Origin of the sequence: Jejuibacter sp. L23, from assembly GCF_050815825.1 — a bacterium.
Taxonomy (GTDB): domain Bacteria; phylum Pseudomonadota; class Gammaproteobacteria; order Enterobacterales; family Enterobacteriaceae; genus Jejubacter; species Jejubacter calystegiae.
In genome coordinates, this window is record NZ_CP138199.1 from 1,580,668 (window position 1) to 1,595,892 (window position 15,225).

A 15,225-nucleotide genomic window follows, 5' to 3' on the forward strand; every position below is an offset into this window, starting at 1 on the left:
GCGGCCCAGCTCCGTCGTGCCACCACTAGGCCTGATAGCTATCGTTCATTGTCTCTCCTGTCTCCCGTTCTGTCGCAGCATCATGGTCGCGCTAAACGGGTATAATGAAAATAATGATTTGGTTATATAGATTATAAGAGTTCGTTATGTACAACCCCCACTGGCTACGATCGTTTCAGGCGCTGACCGAAACTGGCAGCTTTACCCGCACCGCCGAACAGCTGGGCATTACCCAGGCGGCGGTCAGCCAGCATATTCGCCATCTGGAAAATCAACTGGGGCCGCTGCTGGTGCGTAAAACTCGCCTGCTGGATCTGACGCCAGCCGGTAAAGCGCTGCTGGAATATTGTCAGGAGCTAGATCGTGCCAGTCGCCGCCTGAACCTGCGGCTGACCGAAGGCGAGTCGGACAAAGGGGAAGTAAGCATTATCACCCCGGGTAGTATTGGTCTGATGATTTTTCCGCATCTGCTGGCGCTACAGAGCGCCAGCCCTGAACTGGTGATGCGCCACCGCTTTGCGCCCGACGGCGAAGTTCTGGAGGCGATAGTACAAAATCGTTATGAAATCGGCGTGATGAGTACGCGCCCGGATGATTCGCGCGTTCAGGCTACCCGTTTTACTGAAGAGCCACTGGAACTGGTGGTGCCTGACGGCCATAAAGGGTATGACTGGGACGGCCTGATGACGCTGGGGTTTATTGACCACCCGGACGGCCAGTCGATGGCGATGCGTCTGTTGAGCCGCCGTTTTCCGGGGCATTCCGGCCTGCATCAGCTACCGGTGAGCGGCTTCAGTAACCAGGTGGGTCTGATTCTTGAGTTTGTGGCCCGGGGGCTGGGCTTTACGGTGATTCCGCGCTATGCGCGCCAGGCGTTCGCCCAGCAGCAGGCTATTCGGGTGCTGGACTGTGGGGTGAGGGTGGTGGATACCCTGTGGTTGATTCAGCGTGCGGAATGGCCGCTCTCAAGACGAGCCCGGCGGGTGGTCGATGAGCTGCATCGGCTGCTGGCAGGCCAACAGCCGAAGTAGTCGCTTACTGTGCCAGTTTATCCAGCAGCAGGCGGCGGCACTGAGTCTCGTCACGGCGAGCGATACGCTGTTGCTCTTTATCCAGCTTTTTCCAGGCGCCCAGAACTTCGCTGGCGGCCTGACGGTTAAAGCGCTGACGCGATGCCCCAGGCCGGGTGCCTTCTACGGCGGCCTGCAGACTTTCGCTGGAGGTACTGCCCGCCGACGCGCGGCAGTAAACCGACACATACCAGGCCTGTTCCTGGGGATCCGGTTCTGGCCGCCAGAACAGAAACACCATTACGGCAAGTAGCAGTGCGGGAAGAAAAAATTTGAACAGTGCGCTTTTTTTCGTCATGTTTTTAATCCTGAGTCTGACAATAGGTCCCTGCGGACAGTAAAACCCTCACCGGGGAATAAAGCAAAAAATTAAGGAGAGGTTTATGGCCGAACGGTCGCCGATGCTGCTGCGCTGGTGCGCTATGTTAGGGTTTTCCGCTGTCCTGATGGTTGTGCTGGAGTGGCTGAGTATACCTGCGGCGATTCTGATGGGGGCCATGCTCGCCGGAATTATTTTTAGCGTTCTGGACAAGCCGGTAAAGGTGTCTAAGCCGCTATTTTCGCTGGCTCAGGCGGTGGTGGGCGCGATGATCGCCAGGGCTATTCCGCTGTCGATCTTTCAGGAGATGGCGCGTCAGTGGCCGCTGTTTCTGGGATCTATCTTTTCGGTTATCGCCATTAGCCTGGTTCTGGGCTGGCTGCTGGCCAGATTTAAGGTACTGCCCGGATCCACCGCCATCTGGGGATCGTCGCCCGGCGGCGCTTCGGCTATGACGCTGATGGCGGAAAGCTTTGGCGCCGATGTGCGACTGGTAGCCTTTATGCAGTATCTTCGGGTGGTGATAGTGGTGTTGATCGCCACCCTGGTCACCCGTTTCTGGGGCGGGTTGGAAAGCGCTCCCGACCCCCAGAGCCAGCCCTTTTTTCCGGCGCTGGATAGCGGTCATTTCGCTATGACGCTGGGGCTGATTGTCCTGGGGTTCGTTCTGGCCAGGGTTTTGCGCCTGCCTGCCGGACCTATGCTGATTACTCTGGTACTGGGAGTGGTAATGCAGGACAGCGGGCTATCGCCGATTATTCTGCCGCCCTGGCTGCTGCTGATGGCCTGGACGCTGGTGGGCTGGAGTATTGGCCTGCGCTTTAACCGGGAAATTTTACGTCACGTGGCCCGGGCCTTTCCGCGGGTGCTGCTTTCTATCCTCTCTCTGGTGCTGCTGTGCTGCGGTCTGGCCTGGGGACTGGTCCATTTCGCCGGTATCGATCCGCTGACCGCTTACCTGGCAACCAGCCCGGGGGGCGCGGATTCGATGGCGATTATCGCTGCGGACGGGCAGGTGGATATGCCGTTTGTGATGGCGATGCAGACCGGGCGATTTCTGATTGTGCTGATGGTGGGGCCGCCGCTGAGCCGCTTTGTTGCCCGGCGCCTGGAGCCCGCGCCGGGCGGCTGATTAATGTACCGAAACCGGCACCCAGGTGCAGGCTATCAGCACCTGAGGGCCGTTGCCAGGCCGTACCCAGCAGCTGTCGTAGAAGGGATCGGTCGGGGGCGCCTGGCGCCAGGCGAGGATGCCCTGTTGATTAAGGCGGATCATCACCTGGTCCAGCGTCTCGCCCTGGCGTAGCGCCTCCGTGGCCTGCTGAATCGGCAGCGGTAGGGGATCGTCCGGGCACAGAATCGCAATACCGGCCAGCTGCCGGTGAGTCTTACAAACCATGTTTTCACCAGATAACAGAAAATAACAGAGGATAAAGACTGTTGGCTGATTTTAGCTGTTTATCTGGCCGGGGCAACCGTTATGGCACGTATCTGGAACCTATTTCGAGCAAATGAACAGCGGTGAATAGAGGTTGCCGATAACGATGCCGTTGTCCGGCGTATATTTAATTTTCACCAGCCGCTTTTGATTCAGGCCAATCCCCAGCAGATAGCGTTCGAAAATGCCGGGGGGCACGTTATCCAGTCCGTAACGCATGACTTCAACTATCTCAATTTCATACATGGTGTTGCGTATCCGCCGCCATTTAAAGCCCTCCTGGCGGGAGACCGAGAAGTTTCCCTGAGGCGTGACTACGTTGCCGGTCAGATTAAAATCGCCCCGGCCGTCAGGGGTGAAGTGCATTGATACCAGTGAATCCAGGGTAAAGGTACTATTGCCGCGCTTGTTTTCCATGGTCAGATTACCCTGACAGTCAATGTTCAAACGCGTCTGCTGGCGATACAGCCAGACAGTCGTCAGCAAAATAACGAGATTAATAATCACAATCAGCAAAAGGGTACGGCGCAGCGTCATGGTCATCATCACCACTCATAGTAATACTGGGTATGGCAGGTCACCGCTTTACCGGCGTTGCGTACACAGCGGGTGAGGACGACTCTGCCGCCTTCGCCATAGAAAATACTGTCCTGCACGAAGAAATAGAAAACGGTATTGGGCTGGCAGGCCGGTAGCCTGACCCTTTGCAGTATGCGGTGCGCCATGGAGATCGCCTCCTCATGCCAGGCCTCGGGAAGCGGACTCAGCGTATAGATCGGGCACTGCCCCACTTTGGTCAGCGGAAGGACATCCACCCGGGTATCAGCGCTTTCCACCAGCAGTTTTCCCATGCCGAAGGCGAAATGGATCAGGGTTATCAGGATCAGCAAGGTCGGCCACAGCCAGCGCTGTTTTTTCGGCTTCGTGGTCGCCCGTGGTGCATTAACCGTGGGCCGTTCATCTTCGTTGGACTGGCGCTGTACGCTCAGCTCCGAATTGAGCATAAAGCCGATTTTGGGCACGGTAATAATAAACTGATGTTCGGGCGCAAAAATTGCCAGGGTCTTACGCAGAATGCTGATGTACTGATTCAGCGAGCTGTTGGAGCCACGCAGTCCGCGGGAATCCCAGACTTCGCTCAAAAAGGTTTCGCGTTCAATGGCAACGCCGTGACGTTCGACTAGCAGCGACAAAATGGCGTTAGCGGTGGCGGTAAGCGTGACGAGTTCTTCTTCACGTCCCGGTGGCATTAACACGCCGTCTTCCGGGCGATAAATTAAGGCGTTTGCTATCAGATATTTCATTAAACGTTCCGTCACAGAAGAATCGGACACGGGCAGAGGTGAATGTGTGACTGCAATAAGAATCTGTTATGGATGCATCAGTGATGTTGGCGCAGTTCGGAGATTATACGCTGGTTGCACTTATAACACAGCCATCGATCGCGATGCTATCACATCAATAGGTAAATTCTTAATTCCGGCATTGTGCTGATTGGGAAACAACACCGGAGACGGGGTTCCTGCCTGTGGCAAGAGGAACCTGTGGGGCGCTTTTGGTGGCGAAGGACTGTCCTTTCATGACCTTTCCTTTAAAAAGCAACGGCCAGTAGTAACTACTGACCGCTGAATAATATGGAGTATTAACCCGATACAGCGTAACGACTCCGATCTGTTTATCAGAAGGAAAAGGACAGAATCTCAGGGCAATTCCTGATAATGTAACGGCAATGATAAAATTCTGTATATACTAACTTTCAGTATTGATATCTGAAGGTGGTTTTTTATTCTTGCTGTTAATAATTTGACATAGTTAAAAATAGAGTGGTTATGAATAACATGACGTCATTAATAGCCATTAAACGAACTGGGTTATTCTCGACCAGAGGTCGGCATTAGAATGACAGCGCATCTTTTGCATGGCATTACGTTTGTGGCCATTAATGGTTTTGGGGGATTTATTGAGTTTACGCGCCATTTCCTGGGCGGTAACTCCCCGGCTTATTGACAGACAGACCTGCCACTCTGAGCGGGTCAGGTGAGTACCGCGGCGCTGATTTTCTACCGGCGCATTAATCTGTGCCAGCAGCTCGGTCAGTGGCTGGTTATCCGGCAATACCCGGACATCTTTCGGCACCAGTAACTTAAGGGTTTCAACCTGATCGGCTTCGGCGATCAGTACCCGGCGCAGATCTTTTCCCGGCTGTTTTCCCAACCCGTCCAGCGCTGAAAGCGAAGGGGTTGATATCCAGGTAAAGAGCGGGCGGGAAGGCAGAAGCCAGCTCAGCGATATACGAATACCGACCCACAGATAGTAATTCTCGCTAAAAATATAAATTAAAGTTCTTGGCTGCGTAGTCATGGTTAATATTGGATCCTGAATAAATGCTGGTTATTCCACAGATATGCGTAATCCCCAGAGGATTCTGCAATTCAATACCCAGTAATGGGTCATCAGTTTATGAAATATCCGCAGCGTTTTTTAACCGACCTGTGGACATTTCCAATTAATGGTAATACCTGTTTCAGCTGCATTGTCTGATGTCAGACAGGAGGTGCCGGAAGACCTCTGGAAACTGGAGACTATTCTGATAGGTCAGGCGAGATGGAGGGTAGATATAAATGGAATGATGAATTATAAAGAATTAAATTCAGATTTTTAACGTGTCTATAGCTTTTTATTCTGATGCGTGAGGCCCGATGGCTATCGGGCCGATACCCTCAGGTTAGTGAGCGTACTGCAGAATGTCGCCCTGCCACCCTTTTTGCGCATAGTTGTTCAGATCGTCGATCCTTGTTACCGGCTGACCTGCGCTAAAATTAATCGCTTTCAGATTCACCTGGACCTGAGAGGCGGCGAAGGTGGATTTAAAGTGATATTCACCATGGCTCAGATCGGCAACCGTGGTCCAGTAAGTTCCGATCCCCTTATTGTACTGCGGCTGTTTACTGTATTTCTGATACATATCCGATACTTTCTGTTCGTCGGGCTCTGCCGGTATACCGACAGGATAAGCCACGCTGTTAACCACTGAGAGCGCAAACCCCTGGGCCTGATTTTTATTATCCGGTTGAGGCAGGTTTTTCAGGTTATAGCTGGCGCGAACCAGACGCTGATCGGCATCCAGACCACCGGGAATCTGACTGCGATCGGCATTTTTATATTTCGCCAGATTCGCTAGCTGTTTTTGATAAGAGGGGGGGTTAGTCATTACCCGATAAGATTTATCGTGATAAACATGGACCTGACCATTATCGATTTCAATAATGGCGGAATCACCGCTGAGATCCTCAATGGCGATATGTTTGGTATCGGTAGCGTAATCCACCGGCAATTTTTTGGCTACCAGCCGTACGTTGTGTTGAATCCCTTTCACGGCCTCATCCACCGTCGCGTAGTTATCCAGGATATAGCTCAGCCATGCGCGGCTTTCGAGTACCGGCTTGTCCTGATTGTCCTGCTGTTGCTGGCTGCCGTTCATATAAAACAGGGTATGACCGGCCAGCCCTTTTTCATTCATCCCGTCCATAGGGAAAACGTTATCGGCATAGATGGCTACGCTGCCATAGCGGCTGGTCCAGTGGGCCACATTGTCGCCATCGCCACCGTCGCGTTTCACGCCTCGTGGGGTGATGACCAGCGAAGGATCCACGGGGCCAAAGAAGTCCAGATTACGGGCGCTGACCATATAGCCCGGAAACATATTCACAAAGGCGCGGGTACAGGCATCGGCGCTGGCGCTGAGTGCAACGGTCAGTATGGCGCCAGCGGCCACGGCGGTGAGGGGCTGTTTTGACATTTTGATCTTCTCCTTGTTGAGTTTGAGAGATCATTATTAAAGCGGATTCCCCTCGGAAAGAGTCGGTTTATGTGGGAAAATCCCCCATATAAAAAGGAGGGACGATGACACCACTCAACTTTACCCTGGCCCAGATCGAAGCTTTTGCCTGCGTCTGCGAAACCGGTACTCTGACCCATGCCGCCAGAAAACTGCGCAAGGATCGCACCACCGTTAGCGAGCTGGTGGCCTATCTGGAAGCCGATCTCGGCTACCCGCTGTTTGAGCGTGCCGGGCGTTCGCTGACGCTGACGGAGGCCGGTGAGCGACTGTGGCGCCAGAGCCGTCTGTTTTTGCATGAAGCGCAGTCATTTGCTCAACTGGCGCGCCAGATCCCGCAGCAGATCGGCACCCGCCTGACGCTCTGTTACGATGCCTTCACGCCTCGGGATTTCCTGCTGCGCCTGCGCTGTAGTCTGGATGCGAGCCAGATTCAGCTGGAGCCGATTCTTGGCGAGCGGATTGAGGCAGAGAGCTGGCTGGAGCAGGGCCGTGCTGATGTCGGTCTCTTTCAGGCGATGAACCGTTCGATTAACGATCGCCTGCACTGGCGGGCGATCGGCAATATTTCGCTGGCGGTCTATGCCCGGGAGGATTTTTTCCCCGCCGGACAGGTATCGCAGTTTCATCTGGCATCTCGCACCCAGCTAATGCCGTTTCTGGATCTTCCCGAATGGCTGATGCGGCGTTTGCAGATTGCTGACGATATTCTGCGGGTCAATCAGCAGGATATATTGCAGGCGCTGCTGTGTGCGGGGGAAGGCTGGGCCTGGTTACCCGAGCATATGAATGCCGATAGCTGGCCCGGCGTGGTACGGGCGAATACCGATATGGGGGATGGCACCATTTCCCAACTGATGGTGGCACTGTGGAAACCGGGACAGCTGGCGCCGCCCGTGCTGGCTAAACTGCTGGCCGCCTTTAACGAGGCATGGCCAGCGGAGGATTAGCGGTGGTGGCGATAGTCGCGGTCGCCTCTGTCGCCCCGATCGTAGTCGCCGTGGTGAGGCGGTGGCGGACGATGGCCGTCGCGGCGGTGATGGTCGTGATCGTGATAAACGCAGCCGCTGAGCGCCCCAAGCGCAACCAGCACAACTAAGCTGTAAAGCTTCTTCATTGGTAACTCCATGATAGCGCCGGAAAAATAATCGGCCAGAGCGCTATCATCCGCGAAAAGTCACCTACGGGAACATAAGTTTATTCCGAGTTAGCCGGTGGCGGCCTGTGCGCCAGGGTATCGATACGGGCCGGTGACAGCGGCTCCCGGGGGGTGGGTAATGGCCATCCCCACAGCCAGCGCGCAGCGGCGCCACAGGTACGTCCCTGGCAGGCGCCCATACCGCAGCGCTGCGCCATTTTGGCGCTGCGCCAGTCCGGGGCTCCTGCCACCGCGCCGGTGGTGACATCCTCACAGCGGCACAGCAGGCTTTCCGGCGTACAGATCTCGCCCAATTGCGGCTGAAGGGCAAAGGCGCCTTCTGCGGCCCGGGCGAAGCCTTGCCAGCGCTCGCGCCGGGCAAAACCGGTTCGCGCCCGGGCGACGTCTCCGGCGGCGGCGTAACCGGCAATCGCACCTTCCGCCAGCGCCAGTTCGCTGCCGCCCACGCCGGTACACTCGCCGGCAGCGAAGATATCCGGGATGCCGGTCTGCTGGTAATCATCCACGGCGATGGCCGTACCCGCCAGCGGGCAGCCAAACAGCAGGCCAGGTTCGATATTGGGAATCAGTCCATAGCCTGTTGCCAGGCGATCGCAGGCCAGCTCCCGTTCCCGTCCTCCATGGCGGATGCGTACCGCCGTCAGGCGATCGTCGCCCAGCGCCGCACTGACCTGACTGGCGGGCCGCCAGTGGTGATCCGCCAGCTCCGGCAGTTGACGGGCCTTTTCCGGCCAGCGCCATAGCCCGGCGGCGAATCTCAGGGCGCTGCGCAGCGGCGTCTGTTCGATGATGGCAACAACCTGGCCGCCCGCCTGACGCACGCTGGCGGCCACCGCCAGCAGCAGTGGGCCGCTACCGGCAATAACGATTCGCTCATCCGTTACGGAAAGTCCCTGTTTTAACAGCGCCTGTAGCCCGCCCGCGCTGGTAACGCCAGGCAGCGTCCAGCCGGGGAAGGGGAGCTGAAGTTCCCGGGCGCCGCAGCACAGTATCAGCCGCTGCCAGTGAAGAAGGCCGCAGTCATGCGCACGCTCGAACAGCAGGGCGCGGGGCTGCGGGCGGCCGATAAGCCGGGCTCCGCTCAGCACGCGGATGTTCGGGTGTCCGGCCACTGCGGCGCGCCGTTGACGGGCCGCCTCCGGCAGTCTGGCGCCCGGTCCGTCACGCCAGATCTGGCCGCCGGGAACGGGATTATCGTCGAGAATGGTGACCTGCCTGCCGCTGTCAGCCGCGCTGAGCGCCGCCGCCAGACCGGCCGGACCGGCGCCGAGTATGGCGATATCGCAGTGTAAATCAGTCATGTTGGTCACTCCTGAATTTCGCATCCCGCTCCACCCGCATTCCGGCGCGGCACGGCGTCTGACAGGCCAGACGACGTTTACCGTCGATGGTGATGCGGCACTCCTGGCAGACGCCCATACCGCAGAACGGCGGGCGCAACTGGCCGCTTACGGAGAGCCGCGCCGCCGGTAGTGGGCTGCGGGCCAGCGCGGCAGCGACGCTGGTACCCTCAACGACCGTTATCGCTACGCCGTCGATAGTCAGGTTAATGGTCTGCGTCATGCGTTTACCTCTTGTCGATTCAGCCGCGAGACCAGCCAGGGCGCGGCATCAATGGCGGGTTTGTTGCCGGTTATCTGATCGGCCAGCAGCCAGGCGGTGCCCGGCGCGGTGGTGACCCCCAACCCTTCATGGCCCAGCGCCAGCCAGACCCCGGGACGATGTGGATGGGGCCCCAGCAGCGGCTGACCGTCCGGTGAGGCGCTGCGAAAGCCGCTCCAGCAGCGAATCAGGTTGAGATCCGCGAGCCAGGGCAGAAAGTCGCAGGCGCGGCGCAGCATGGCGGCCAGCAGGACGGGATCGAGTTGCGAGTCGGGGTTGTCATATTCCCGGGAGGAGCCGATTAATAGCTGCCCGGTCGGGCGCGGCTGAAGGTTAAAAGCCACCGATTTACCGTCCGGCGCGTGGGCGCTGGCGGCGTAGCCCAGCTCCACCAGTTGATGGCTAAGGCGCGCCGGGTAGCGATCGGTAATCGCGAGCTGCCCTTTCTTGATACGTAGCCATTGCTCTGCCAGCAGTTTGTTGGCGCCGCTGGCGCAGGCGAGCAGAATGGCCGGTGCCCGCAGGCGACGGCCGTCACGTAGCTGGAGCCAGGGCTCTTCCAGCGCGATGACTTCGCCGGTGATATGGGTCAGACGCTCCCCGGCCTGTTCGATAAACCAGCGCGCTACGTTTGGCGCATAGACGATGCCGTCTCCCGGCACCCACAGTCCGCCAGCCAGCCCGGCGCCCAGTGCCGGTTCCCGGGCGGTAAGGGCAGAGGCGCAGAGCGGTTCGCTGGCTACCTGAACATCCGCCAGTCGCTGGCGCTTGCGTTCAGCCTCTTCCAGCTCGTCAGGATGCTGCGCCAGCCACAGGGTGCCGCAGTCGCGCCAGGCGCAGTTGTCAGGGAGCCGGGGGAGGATATCGCGCCACAACGCCAGCGACCAGGCCGTCAGCGCCAGCTCGGCGGGGTTATCGTCCATGCAGACCAGGTGCCCCATTCCGGCGGCGGTGGCGCCGGGGCGACCGTCGTCGACCAGCGTCACGCGCAGTCCCCGGTGAGTCAGACGCCAGGCGCAGGCTGCGCCAACAATACCCGCACCGACGACGATAACGTCCGGGGCATTCATAGCCGGATGCCCCAGCGGAAGGGGTCGCGCTCGTCAAACAGCAGCCGGGTGTCGGCGCAGACCCATGCCGTGCCGCGAACGGTCGGCACAATATGCTGCCCCTGGCGGCGGTAGCTGGCGCTGAATTGGCTGCCGATGACGCTGGCCTGGCGCCAGATCTGGCCCGGAGCCAGCAGGCCATCTTCGGCCAGGCAGGCCAGCTTGGCGCTGGTGCCGGTGCCACAGGGGGAGCGATCCCAGGCCAGGCCCGGGCAGAGCACAAAGCTGCGGCTGTCGGCTTCGGGGTCCGGCCCGAACAGTTCAATATGGTCGATGATGCCGCCGTCAGCGCCGCGGATTTGCGCCTGATCCAGCCCCTGACGTACGGCGGTGGCGAAGTCGGTCAGCGCCGCCAGACTGGCGGTATCGATGCAGAGCGGATGATCGTTAATCAGGAAAAACCAGTTGCCGCCCCAGGCAATATCGCCGCTGATGTCGCCATAGCGGGTCGCGACCCGCACCCCCTGACGCCAGCGCCAGGCGGGCACATTTTCCACCGAAACGCTGTCATCGTCGTGAAGCGTGGCGCGAACGTCGCCAACTGGCGTTTCAATCAGATGCTGACCGGGAAGTATTCGCCCCAGCCAGGCCAGCGAAGCGACCAGCCCGATAGTGCCGTGGCCGCACATCCCCAGAAAACCGCTGTTATTAAAAAAGATCACCCCCGCCGTGGCGGCAGGATTGGCCGGGCGACACAGCAGGGCGCCCACCATCACATCGCTGCCGCGCGGCTCCAGGATCGTGGCCTGGCGCAGGTGATCGAACTGTTGAGCGAAGCGATCGCGCAACTGTGCCATGGTTCCCGGGCCCGGATCGGGGAAGCCTTCCACAATCAACCGGGTGGGTTCGCCGCCGGTATGGGAATCGATAATACGCAGGGAAGCAGGGGAGTTATTCATCAGGCGACTCCTGAATTGTTAATCACATGTTGATTTATGCTGAATGAGGAAGAGTCCCCCAGGCTTGATGGTTTTCATAACGCGCCATAGCGAAATCAGCACAGTCGGCATTGTTTATGTCTTGCGTATTCATATTAATTTGTTATTTATCATTAAATTATGATTGTGATACATCATGGAAATTTGGAGTCGGGTAAACAGATTGCGTCACGGTAAAGTTTTGCCGCGATCCCATTTCTCTCCTCGGTTGCTTGTATTGTTAAACGCAAGTTAATAAATATGCGCAAAATCCATCTGGAGGTGCCGCCATGAATTCCGCGATCCCGAACCCGGTAGTGAGTGAAGAGTTTGCCCCGGCTGAACTAAGCCGGTTTTGCGAAGGACTGGCGCGTCAGCGCCCGGAGAATATCCAGGCGCTGCTCAATGCCCTGGCGCTGATTGCGCCTCTGCTGAATGCCATTCCTGGGGTGGTGTTTTTCGTCAAGGACTGCTCTGCGCGCTATCTGCTGGCTAATCTGACCCTGGCCCGGCGCTGCGGGCTGCAAAGCGTAGCGCCGCTGCTGGGCAAAACTTCGGCGGATGTTTTCCCACGCCGTCTGGGGCAGGGATACACCGAACAGGATCTGAAAGTGCTGAATGAGGGCATTACGCTGCGCGATCAACTGGAGCTGCACTTCTACAGCGGTCGCCGTACCGGCTGGTGTCTGACCCAGAAGCTGGCGCTGCGCAACGCCTGCGGGCAGGTGATCGGCATGGCGGGAATTTCCCATGATTTGCAGGAGGCCAGCGCCCGCCATCCTGCCTGGCAGCAACTGGCGGCCATCGATGACTATATCCGCACTCACTACGGGCGGTCGATCGCCATGGAGGAACTCACCGCGTTGAGCGGTCTGTCGGTGGCGCAGATCGAGCGCTACTGCAAGCGCATCTTCCACCTGACGCCGCGCCAGATGATTCACAAAGTGCGGCTGGAAAAAGCCACCGAACTGCTGGCCAGCGATATGCCGATTACCGATATCGCTCTGCAATGCGGATACACCGATCACAGCGCTTTCAGCCGCCAGTTTAAGGCCATGACTGGCTCAACGCCCCGGGATTTCCGGCTGACGTTGGGCAGCGAACTGAGCGCACATTTTTAGTTTACTGTGCCAATTTCGTCGCAGTGCAGGGGGAAAACCGTCAAGCAGTTCAGGTTCGGAGTCGTCAATCTGTTACGTGAAATCACTAAAAATTCACCAAACATTAACAAACAGACGACAAGGAGAACGACCATGAGCCAACAGGCGATTAGCTGGAGCGGAGTATTTCCGGCGGTCACAACCCAGTTCCGTAGCGACTACAGCCTGGATCTGGATGCCACCCACGCGGTGATGAAAAACCTGGTACAGGACGGCGTTTCCGGGCTGGTGGTGTGCGGCAGCGTCGGGGAGAACACCTCCCTGACCACCGAAGAAAAGGTGCAGATTATTGAAGTGGCTAAAGATGCCGCCGGGGGAAAGGTGCCGGTTATCGCCGGGGTGGCGGAATTTACCACCGCTTTCGCCAGCAAGATGGCGCGCGAAGCGCAGCGGGTGGGTGTCGATGGCGTGATGGTGATGCCTGCGCTGGTCTATTCATCGAAGCCGCACGAAACGGCGGCCCATTTCCGCAGCGTGGCGCAGTCTGTGGATCTGCCCATCATGGTTTACAACAACCCGCCAATCTATAAAAACGACGTCACCCCGGAAATTCTGGCGACCCTGGCCGACTGTGACAACATCGTCTGCTTTAAGGACTCTTCCGGCGATACCCGCCGCTTTACCGATCTGCGCAACGCGGTAGGCGATCGCTTCGTGCTGTTTGCCGGGCTGGATGATGTGGTGGTCGAAAGCGTCGCCATGGGGGCTCAGGGCTGGATCTCCGGCATGTCCAACGCCTTCCCGCGTGAGGGCGAAACCCTGTTCCGCCTGGCGAAGGAGCAGCGCTTCGAAGAGGCGATGGCGCTGTATCGCTGGTTTATGCCGCTGCTGCACCTTGATGCGCGTCCGGATCTGGTGCAGTGCATCAAGCTGTGCGAAGCGCTGCTGGGGCGTGGCAGTGAAATTACCCGTCCGCCGCGCCTGGCGCTGGAAGGGGACGATCGCCGCCACGTGGAGCAGATAGTTCAGCAGGCGCTGGACAACCGCCCGGCGCTGCCGGATGTCGGTCTGTAACGGGAGGTGACCATGGTTAATCTGACCGGACAGCAGTTTATCGGCGCGGAACGTACCGGCAGCGGTGAGGCGACGCTGCTCAGTCTGCGGGCGGCGGACGGTCAGCCAACCGGCTGGCGCTTCTATGCCGCAAGCCCGCGCGAGGCGGACGCCGCCGCCAGCGCCGCGCAGGCGGCATCCGCCGATTACGGGCAGACCTCGCCACAGGCGCGGGCCGGGTTTCTGGAGGCGATAGCCGATGAGCTGGACGCTTTCGGCGAGGATTTCTTCGATGTCGTGCATCAGGAAACGGCGCTGCCGCTGGCACGGCTAAAAGGAGAGCGGGCGCGTACCAGCGGTCAGATGCGCCTGTTCGCTCAGGTACTGCGGCGCGGCGATGCCTTCGCACCGCGCATCGATACGGCGCAGGCCGACAGAACGCCACTGCCGCGCCCGGATCTGCGCCAGTATCGGGTGGCTCTGGGGCCGGTGGCGGTCTTTGGCGCCAGCAACTTTCCGCTGGCGTTCTCCACCGCCGGGGGCGATACCGCCGCGGCGCTGGCGGCCGGTTGTCCGGTGGTGTTTAAGGCTCATGAAGGGCATATGGCGACGGCGGAGCTGACCGCTGGCGCCATAGTGCGCGCGGCGGCAGGTAGCGGTATGCCGCCGGGCGTGTTTAACCTGATTTTTGGCGGCCATATCGGTGCGCGCCTGGTGCAGCATCCGGCCATTCAGGCGGTGGGGTTCACCGGCTCGCTGCGCGGTGGTAAGGCGCTGATTGAACTGGCACAACAGCGCGCACAGCCTATTCCGGTGTTCGCCGAAATGTCCGCCGTGAACCCGCTGGTGATTCTGCCGCAGGCCCTGGCAACGCGCGGCGAACAAATCGCCAGGGAGCTGGTGGCCTCCTTTACCCTGGGCTGTGGCCAGTTCTGCACCAAACCCGGGCTGATTGTGGTGATGCGCGGTAGCGAAACCCCGAACTTTGTGAGCCACCTGGCAGAGGCGGTCAGCCAGAGTGCGCCTCAGACCATGCTGAACCCCGCTGCGCTGGAGCACTACCGTCAGGGCGTGACCCGGCGTGAGAGCTATCCCGCTCTGACGCCGCTGGCTCAAGGCCCATCCGCAGATCGTCAGGCCAGCGCCCGGCTGTGGCGCGCCGATCCCAACGCCTGGCTGGCGGGGGATGCGTTGTTGCACGAAGAGCTGTTTGGCCCGTCGGCGCTGGTGCTGGAAGCCGATGACGAGCGCCATCTGAAGACGCTGCTTGCCGCGCTTCAGGGGCAGCTTACCGCCACGCTGCACGCCGACGAGGCCGATGCGCCTCTGGCTCAATGCCTGATGCCGCTCCTTGGCGACAGGTCTGGTCGGCTGCTGTTTAACGGCTATCCCACCGGGGTAGAGGTGTGCGATGCCATGGTGCACGGCGGCCCCTGGCCCGCGACCTCGGATGTCCGCACGACCTCGGTGGGCACTCTGGCTATCGATCGTTTCCTGCGACCGGTCTGTCTGCAGAACGTACCGGCGGCGCTGCTACCGCCTGCGTTGCAGGACGGCAATCCCCTCAACCTGCTGCGGTTGGTTAACGGCGCGCTAACGCGCGATCCCGTGCAGCCTTAA

At 59.1% G+C, this 15,225-nt stretch carries 17 protein-coding genes; 6 read left to right on the plus strand and 11 right to left on the minus strand.

What is annotated here, in order from left to right; translation table 11 throughout:
* Nucleotides 1–146: 146 nt before the first annotated feature.
* Nucleotides 147–1,031, plus strand: a complete 885-nt coding sequence (locus tag SCU88_RS07165) for a LysR substrate-binding domain-containing protein (RefSeq protein WP_175339624.1) — start codon at nt 147–149, stop codon at nt 1,029–1,031.
* A 4-nt stretch (nt 1,032–1,035) separates the two neighbouring features.
* Here SCU88_RS07165 and SCU88_RS07170 read toward each other — a convergent pair whose 3' ends face one another.
* Nucleotides 1,036–1,368, minus strand: a complete 333-nt coding sequence (locus tag SCU88_RS07170; RefSeq protein WP_138096330.1) for a hypothetical protein — start codon at nt 1,366–1,368, stop codon at nt 1,036–1,038.
* An 85-nt stretch (nt 1,369–1,453) separates the two neighbouring features.
* Here SCU88_RS07170 and SCU88_RS07175 point away from each other — a divergent pair, with 85 nt between their 5' ends.
* Complete coding sequence (locus tag SCU88_RS07175) at nt 1,454–2,521, plus strand: AbrB family transcriptional regulator (RefSeq protein ID WP_138096331.1); 1,068 nt, start codon at nt 1,454–1,456, stop codon at nt 2,519–2,521.
* On the opposite strand, the gene SCU88_RS07180 is transcribed toward SCU88_RS07175, so the two are convergent.
* From SCU88_RS07180 to SCU88_RS07200, 5 genes are all read right to left on the minus strand, one after another.
* The gene (locus SCU88_RS07180) at nt 2,522–2,788 is read right to left on the minus strand and encodes a hypothetical protein (protein ID WP_138096332.1); all 267 of its coding nucleotides are present in this window, start codon (nt 2,786–2,788) and stop codon (nt 2,522–2,524) included.
* Between the two features lie 99 nt (nt 2,789–2,887).
* Nucleotides 2,888–3,373 (minus strand): hypothetical protein, encoded by a 486-nt coding sequence (locus tag SCU88_RS07185; RefSeq protein WP_138096333.1) that lies wholly within the window; start codon nt 3,371–3,373, stop codon nt 2,888–2,890.
* Nucleotides 3,373–4,131, minus strand: a complete 759-nt coding sequence (locus tag SCU88_RS07190; protein ID WP_138096334.1) for a winged helix-turn-helix domain-containing protein — start codon at nt 4,129–4,131, stop codon at nt 3,373–3,375. Before SCU88_RS07190 ends, SCU88_RS07185 begins: the two co-directional genes overlap by 1 nt.
* 553 nt (nt 4,132–4,684) lie before the next feature.
* On the minus strand, nt 4,685–5,188 hold the full coding sequence (locus SCU88_RS07195) for a helix-turn-helix domain-containing protein (protein ID WP_138096335.1): 504 nt from the start codon (nt 5,186–5,188) through the stop codon (nt 4,685–4,687).
* Between the two features lie 364 nt (nt 5,189–5,552).
* Nucleotides 5,553–6,626 (minus strand): linear amide C-N hydrolase, encoded by a 1,074-nt coding sequence (locus SCU88_RS07200; RefSeq protein WP_175339625.1) that lies wholly within the window; start codon nt 6,624–6,626, stop codon nt 5,553–5,555.
* Between the two features lie 104 nt (nt 6,627–6,730).
* Here SCU88_RS07200 and SCU88_RS07205 point away from each other — a divergent pair, with 104 nt between their 5' ends.
* On the plus strand, nt 6,731–7,615 hold the full coding sequence (locus tag SCU88_RS07205) for a LysR family transcriptional regulator (RefSeq protein WP_175339626.1): 885 nt from the start codon (nt 6,731–6,733) through the stop codon (nt 7,613–7,615).
* Here SCU88_RS07205 and SCU88_RS07210 read toward each other — a convergent pair.
* The 5 genes from SCU88_RS07210 to SCU88_RS07230 all read right to left on the minus strand — a co-directional run bounded on the left by SCU88_RS07210 (nt 7,612) and on the right by SCU88_RS07230 (nt 11,434).
* On the minus strand, nt 7,612–7,782 hold the full coding sequence (locus tag SCU88_RS07210) for a hypothetical protein (protein WP_168198797.1): 171 nt from the start codon (nt 7,780–7,782) through the stop codon (nt 7,612–7,614). The genes SCU88_RS07205 and SCU88_RS07210 overlap by 4 nt on opposite strands.
* Nucleotides 7,783–7,862: 80 nt before the next feature.
* Nucleotides 7,863–9,125 (minus strand): FAD-dependent oxidoreductase, encoded by a 1,263-nt coding sequence (locus SCU88_RS07215; protein ID WP_175339627.1) that lies wholly within the window; start codon nt 9,123–9,125, stop codon nt 7,863–7,865.
* Nucleotides 9,118–9,387: a (2Fe-2S)-binding protein gene (locus SCU88_RS07220; RefSeq protein WP_138096339.1), complete on the minus strand. Its 270-nt coding sequence runs from the start codon at nt 9,385–9,387 to the stop codon at nt 9,118–9,120. The genes SCU88_RS07215 and SCU88_RS07220 overlap by 8 nt, the downstream gene beginning before the upstream one ends.
* Nucleotides 9,384–10,496 (minus strand): FAD-dependent oxidoreductase, encoded by a 1,113-nt coding sequence (locus tag SCU88_RS07225; protein WP_175339628.1) that lies wholly within the window; start codon nt 10,494–10,496, stop codon nt 9,384–9,386. The genes SCU88_RS07220 and SCU88_RS07225 overlap by 4 nt, the downstream gene beginning before the upstream one ends.
* Nucleotides 10,493–11,434, minus strand: coding sequence for a 4-hydroxyproline epimerase (locus SCU88_RS07230; RefSeq protein ID WP_175339629.1), 942 nt, complete (start codon nt 11,432–11,434; stop codon nt 10,493–10,495). Before SCU88_RS07230 ends, SCU88_RS07225 begins: the two co-directional genes overlap by 4 nt.
* A 308-nt stretch (nt 11,435–11,742) precedes the next feature.
* Here SCU88_RS07230 and SCU88_RS07235 point away from each other — a divergent pair, with 308 nt between their 5' ends.
* From SCU88_RS07235 to SCU88_RS07245, 3 genes are all read left to right on the plus strand, one after another.
* Entirely contained in the window at nt 11,743–12,573 is an 831-nt protein-coding gene (locus tag SCU88_RS07235; protein ID WP_138096342.1) for an AraC family transcriptional regulator, read from the plus strand.
* 132 nt (nt 12,574–12,705) lie between these two features.
* Nucleotides 12,706–13,626, plus strand: a complete 921-nt coding sequence (locus SCU88_RS07240; protein ID WP_138096343.1) for a dihydrodipicolinate synthase family protein — start codon at nt 12,706–12,708, stop codon at nt 13,624–13,626.
* A 12-nt stretch (nt 13,627–13,638) separates the two neighbouring features.
* Complete coding sequence (locus SCU88_RS07245; RefSeq protein WP_175339630.1) at nt 13,639–15,225, plus strand: aldehyde dehydrogenase family protein; 1,587 nt, start codon at nt 13,639–13,641, stop codon at nt 15,223–15,225.

What these genes read in the sequence shown, in the direction of transcription:
- SCU88_RS07165 (WP_175339624.1), top strand. Translation starts at nt 147, where the DNA reads ATGTACAACCCCCACTGGCTACGATCGTTTCAGGCGCTGACCGAAACT.
- SCU88_RS07170 (WP_138096330.1), bottom strand. Translation starts at nt 1,368, where the DNA reads ATGACGAAAAAAAGCGCACTGTTCAAATTTTTTCTTCCCGCACTGCTA.
- SCU88_RS07175 (WP_138096331.1), top strand. Translation starts at nt 1,454, where the DNA reads ATGGCCGAACGGTCGCCGATGCTGCTGCGCTGGTGCGCTATGTTAGGG.
- SCU88_RS07180 (WP_138096332.1), bottom strand. Translation starts at nt 2,788, where the DNA reads ATGGTTTGTAAGACTCACCGGCAGCTGGCCGGTATTGCGATTCTGTGC.
- SCU88_RS07185 (WP_138096333.1), bottom strand. Translation starts at nt 3,373, where the DNA reads ATGATGACCATGACGCTGCGCCGTACCCTTTTGCTGATTGTGATTATT.
- SCU88_RS07190 (WP_138096334.1), bottom strand. Translation starts at nt 4,131, where the DNA reads ATGAAATATCTGATAGCAAACGCCTTAATTTATCGCCCGGAAGACGGC.
- SCU88_RS07195 (WP_138096335.1), bottom strand. Translation starts at nt 5,188, where the DNA reads ATGACTACGCAGCCAAGAACTTTAATTTATATTTTTAGCGAGAATTAC.
- SCU88_RS07200 (WP_175339625.1), bottom strand. Translation starts at nt 6,626, where the DNA reads ATGTCAAAACAGCCCCTCACCGCCGTGGCCGCTGGCGCCATACTGACC.
- SCU88_RS07205 (WP_175339626.1), top strand. Translation starts at nt 6,731, where the DNA reads ATGACACCACTCAACTTTACCCTGGCCCAGATCGAAGCTTTTGCCTGC.
- SCU88_RS07210 (WP_168198797.1), bottom strand. Translation starts at nt 7,782, where the DNA reads ATGAAGAAGCTTTACAGCTTAGTTGTGCTGGTTGCGCTTGGGGCGCTC.
- SCU88_RS07215 (WP_175339627.1), bottom strand. Translation starts at nt 9,125, where the DNA reads ATGACTGATTTACACTGCGATATCGCCATACTCGGCGCCGGTCCGGCC.
- SCU88_RS07220 (WP_138096339.1), bottom strand. Translation starts at nt 9,387, where the DNA reads ATGACGCAGACCATTAACCTGACTATCGACGGCGTAGCGATAACGGTC.
- SCU88_RS07225 (WP_175339628.1), bottom strand. Translation starts at nt 10,496, where the DNA reads ATGAATGCCCCGGACGTTATCGTCGTCGGTGCGGGTATTGTTGGCGCA.
- SCU88_RS07230 (WP_175339629.1), bottom strand. Translation starts at nt 11,434, where the DNA reads ATGAATAACTCCCCTGCTTCCCTGCGTATTATCGATTCCCATACCGGC.
- SCU88_RS07235 (WP_138096342.1), top strand. Translation starts at nt 11,743, where the DNA reads ATGAATTCCGCGATCCCGAACCCGGTAGTGAGTGAAGAGTTTGCCCCG.
- SCU88_RS07240 (WP_138096343.1), top strand. Translation starts at nt 12,706, where the DNA reads ATGAGCCAACAGGCGATTAGCTGGAGCGGAGTATTTCCGGCGGTCACA.
- SCU88_RS07245 (WP_175339630.1), top strand. Translation starts at nt 13,639, where the DNA reads ATGGTTAATCTGACCGGACAGCAGTTTATCGGCGCGGAACGTACCGGC.